We start from the raw sequence: 3,045 nt of genomic DNA, 5'->3' as shown, positions 1-3,045 counted from the left end.
GCTGAACGCGCTGCGCCTGCCGGCGGGGGGCGGTGCGGCGGCGGAGCCGGGCGCGGGACCGGCGCCGGGGCCGCGGCGGCGACCGGGGGCGCGGAGGAGTGCGGGACGGCGTCCGCGAGCGGCTGTGCCGTTGTCTGTGCGGGGGTCTGTGCCGGGGTCTGTGCCGGGGCCGGGGCCGGGGCCTGGGCCTGCGGCTGTGCCGGCGCCTGCGGCTGTGCCGGGGCGGGGTCCGGGGCCGGGGCCTGCTCGGGGCCGTCGTCCGCGGTGATCGAACGGACGGCGCCCTGCAGTTGCTCCTCGGAGACCGGGACCACCTGCGACGGGATGCAGGCGGCGTGGGCGAAGGCGAGCACCGCGGTCTCCTCGCCCACGAAGAGCACGGTGCTCGTCTGCTCCTGCGCGGAGTCGCCGGGGGCGCGGCAGGAGGTGCAGTCGTACGCGCCGGGGGCGGACTCCCCGGCGACGAGCCGGTCCGCCTCCTCGTCGCCGATCTCGGCGCGTACGGCGTCGCTCACTTCGAGCATGCGGGGCACGAGTCGCTCCTCGGTGTCGTGGTGCTGGTTCATCTGGGCACAACGGGCGACCTGTGTGCGGAGTCACGCCTCGGGCGGCGATTGCCGGAACGGTGCGTACGGACGGTAGGGAGTTGGTCGGAAATTCTCACCGTGGGTCAACTGATGTACGAATCACGGCCGTTGGTGCCGTGAGGCGAGCCACAGCGCGGCCGGAGATTTGCCGGAGAAAGCATGATTTGACCGGCGCGACGACCTGTCCGGTATTGATCGATACCCGTGGTAACCCCCAACTGGCCTCGAATGATGGGGTCTTGGTTGATTACGCCCGACAAGGCTGCCTAGATTCGGCCGCCGCGTGCACCGAGCACCGCCCGGGCAGGGGACCCGGGGCCACCGAGAGGAACGTATGCCTTTCCCGAAGGGCGACATACGCGCCACCCGCAGTGACCGTACGACCAGTGAGGCAGGCACCACCATCAGCACCAGCAGGACACGCAGGAACGCCGCCGTCGTCACCGGAGCCGCCGCGCTCCTCACCCCCCTCGCGCTCCTCGCCACCGCCGCGCCGGCGGGCGCCGCGGACAGCGGGGTGTGGGACCGCATCGCCCAGTGCGAGAGCGGCGGCGACTGGTCCATCAACACCGGCAACGGCTACTACGGCGGACTCCAGTTCGCCGCCTCCACCTGGGAGGCCTACGGCGGCACCGCCTACGCCCCCACCGCGGACCGGGCGAGCCGGGAACAGCAGATCGCGGTCGCCACCAAGGTGCAGGCCGCGCAGGGGTGGGGCGCCTGGCCGCACTGCTCCGTCCAGGCCGGCGCCGCCGGCGAAGCGCCCGCGGTGAACGCCCCCGCGACCGGGGAGCCGTCGGCGCCGGCGGAGCGCACGGAGCCGCGGGCGGACCGCGACCAGGGGCAGCGGCAGCCGCTGCGGCGCGGCGACGGCAACTACACCGTCAGGGCCGGCGACACGCTCAGCCGCATCGCCGCCGCGCACGGCACCCCGTGGCGCGAGGTCTACGAGGCCAACCGCGACGTCATCGGCGGCGACCCGGACGTCATCCTGCCGGGCCAGCGCCTGCACGTCTGACGCGCCACGGCGCCCCTGTCTCGGCGGGCTCGCCGCTGAACACCACGTTGCCGCGACGGAGTTCGTGCACCACCGTCGCCGCGGCCACCAGGCCGGGCGGCAGACTCTGCTCCGCGACGACGACGGTGGCGGCGAGCCCGCCGAGCAGTTCGTACGTACGGGCCGCCACCGCGGCCGACATCCCCTGGCCCGGCTCGTCGAGCAGGACGAGCCGGGCGGGGGACAGCAGCGCCCGGGCGACCGCCAGCACCCGTTGCTCGCCGCCCGAGAGCGTGCCCGCGCGGCGCGCCAGCAGCCGCGCCAGCTCCGGATACGCCGCCAGCGCGGGGCCGGCGTCGCCGCCGGGGGCCGCGAGCCGCAGGTTCTCCGCGACCGTCAGCGAGCCGAACACCGCGCGCACCTCGGGCGTCAGCGACAGCCCGCGGCGGGCGCGGGCGTACGCGGGCGTCCGCGTGACGTCCTCGCCGCGCCACACCACGCGGCCCGCGGCCAGCGGCACGGTCCCGGCGAGGGCGCGCAGCGCGGTCGTCCGGCCGGAGCCGTTGCGGCCGAGCAGCACCGTGAGCCGGCCGGCGGGCACGGCGAGGTCGACGCCGTGCAGGGCCTCCAGCGGGCCGTAGCGGACGCGGGCGCGGTGCAGGGCGATCTCGATGCTCACGGCGCCTCCGCGGGCGCCGTGCCGGTCGCCGCGAGCACGTGGGCGGCGGTGCCGGAGGCGGCGATGCGGCCGGCGGACATCGCGTAGACGGTGTCGGCGAGTTCGCCGACGAGTTCGAGGTCGTGCTCGACGACGAGCAGGGCCGTGCCGTCCGCGGCGAGGGCGCGCAGGATGCGGACGAGCGCGGCGGTCTCGGCGAGGTCGAGGCCGGCGGCCGGTTCGTCGAGGAGCAGCACGCGGGGACCGCCGGCGAGCGCGCGGCCGAGTTCGACGCGGCGCAGGGTGCCGGTGGGCAGGTCCGCGGCGGGGGCGTCGCGCAGCGGCCCGTCGAGGCCGAGCAGCCGCAGCACCCGGCCGGAGGCCGCGGGGTCGCGGACGCGCCCCTGCTCGGCGCCGACGCCGACGTTCTCGGCGACGGTGAGGGAGGGGAAGACGGCCGGCTGCTGGAACGTCCGCGCCAGCCCGAGCCGGGTTCGCGCGTGCGCACTGCGCCGGGTCACGTCCCGCCCTCCGAGCACGACGCGCCCGGCCCGGGGCCGCAGCGTCCCGGCGAGACAGTGGAACAGGGTGGACTTGCCGGCCCCGTTGGGCCCGACGAGGGCGGTGACCCGCCCGGGGACGACGCGGATGTCGACGCCGGAGAGCACGGAGAAGTCCCCGTACGAGACGGATACGCCCTGCGCGACGAGCACGGGGTCGCCTGCGGCGGGCCCTCCGGGCCCGCGGAGGCCGCCGCCGGCGGGCGAACCGGCCGCCGCGGGGCCCCGGGCGGCGGGCGGGGT

At 76.7% G+C, this 3,045-nt stretch carries 3 protein-coding genes and 1 pseudogene; 1 reads left to right on the top strand and 3 read right to left on the bottom strand.

Going from position 1 to position 3,045, the window contains the following annotated elements; genetic code table 11:
* A pseudogene (locus ABD317_RS35320) lies at window positions 1–566 on the bottom strand (hypothetical protein); the annotation flags it as partial.
* 355 nt (window positions 567–921) lie between these two features.
* Here ABD317_RS35320 and ABD317_RS35315 point away from each other — a divergent pair.
* Window positions 922–1,605: a LysM peptidoglycan-binding domain-containing protein gene (locus tag ABD317_RS35315; RefSeq protein WP_344295824.1), complete on the top strand. Its 684-nt coding sequence runs from the start codon at window positions 922–924 to the stop codon at window positions 1,603–1,605.
* On the opposite strand, the gene ABD317_RS35310 is transcribed toward ABD317_RS35315, so the two are convergent.
* Both ABD317_RS35310 and ABD317_RS35305 read right to left on the bottom strand, forming a co-directional pair.
* Window positions 1,574–2,263: an ABC transporter ATP-binding protein gene (locus ABD317_RS35310; RefSeq protein ID WP_344295821.1), complete on the bottom strand. Its 690-nt coding sequence runs from the start codon at window positions 2,261–2,263 to the stop codon at window positions 1,574–1,576. The genes ABD317_RS35315 and ABD317_RS35310 overlap by 32 nt on opposite strands.
* The coding region (locus ABD317_RS35305; RefSeq protein WP_344295817.1) for an ABC transporter ATP-binding protein at window positions 2,260–3,045 on the bottom strand (786 nt) is incomplete at its 5' end. The genes ABD317_RS35305 and ABD317_RS35310, both read right to left, overlap by 4 nt.

Source organism: Streptomyces synnematoformans (genome assembly GCF_039531005.1).
GTDB classification, from domain to species: Bacteria; Actinomycetota; Actinomycetes; order Streptomycetales; family Streptomycetaceae; genus Streptomyces; species Streptomyces synnematoformans.
The sequence above is the reverse complement of the archived record's forward strand: the minus strand, read 5'-3'. Positions and strand labels throughout refer to the sequence as shown.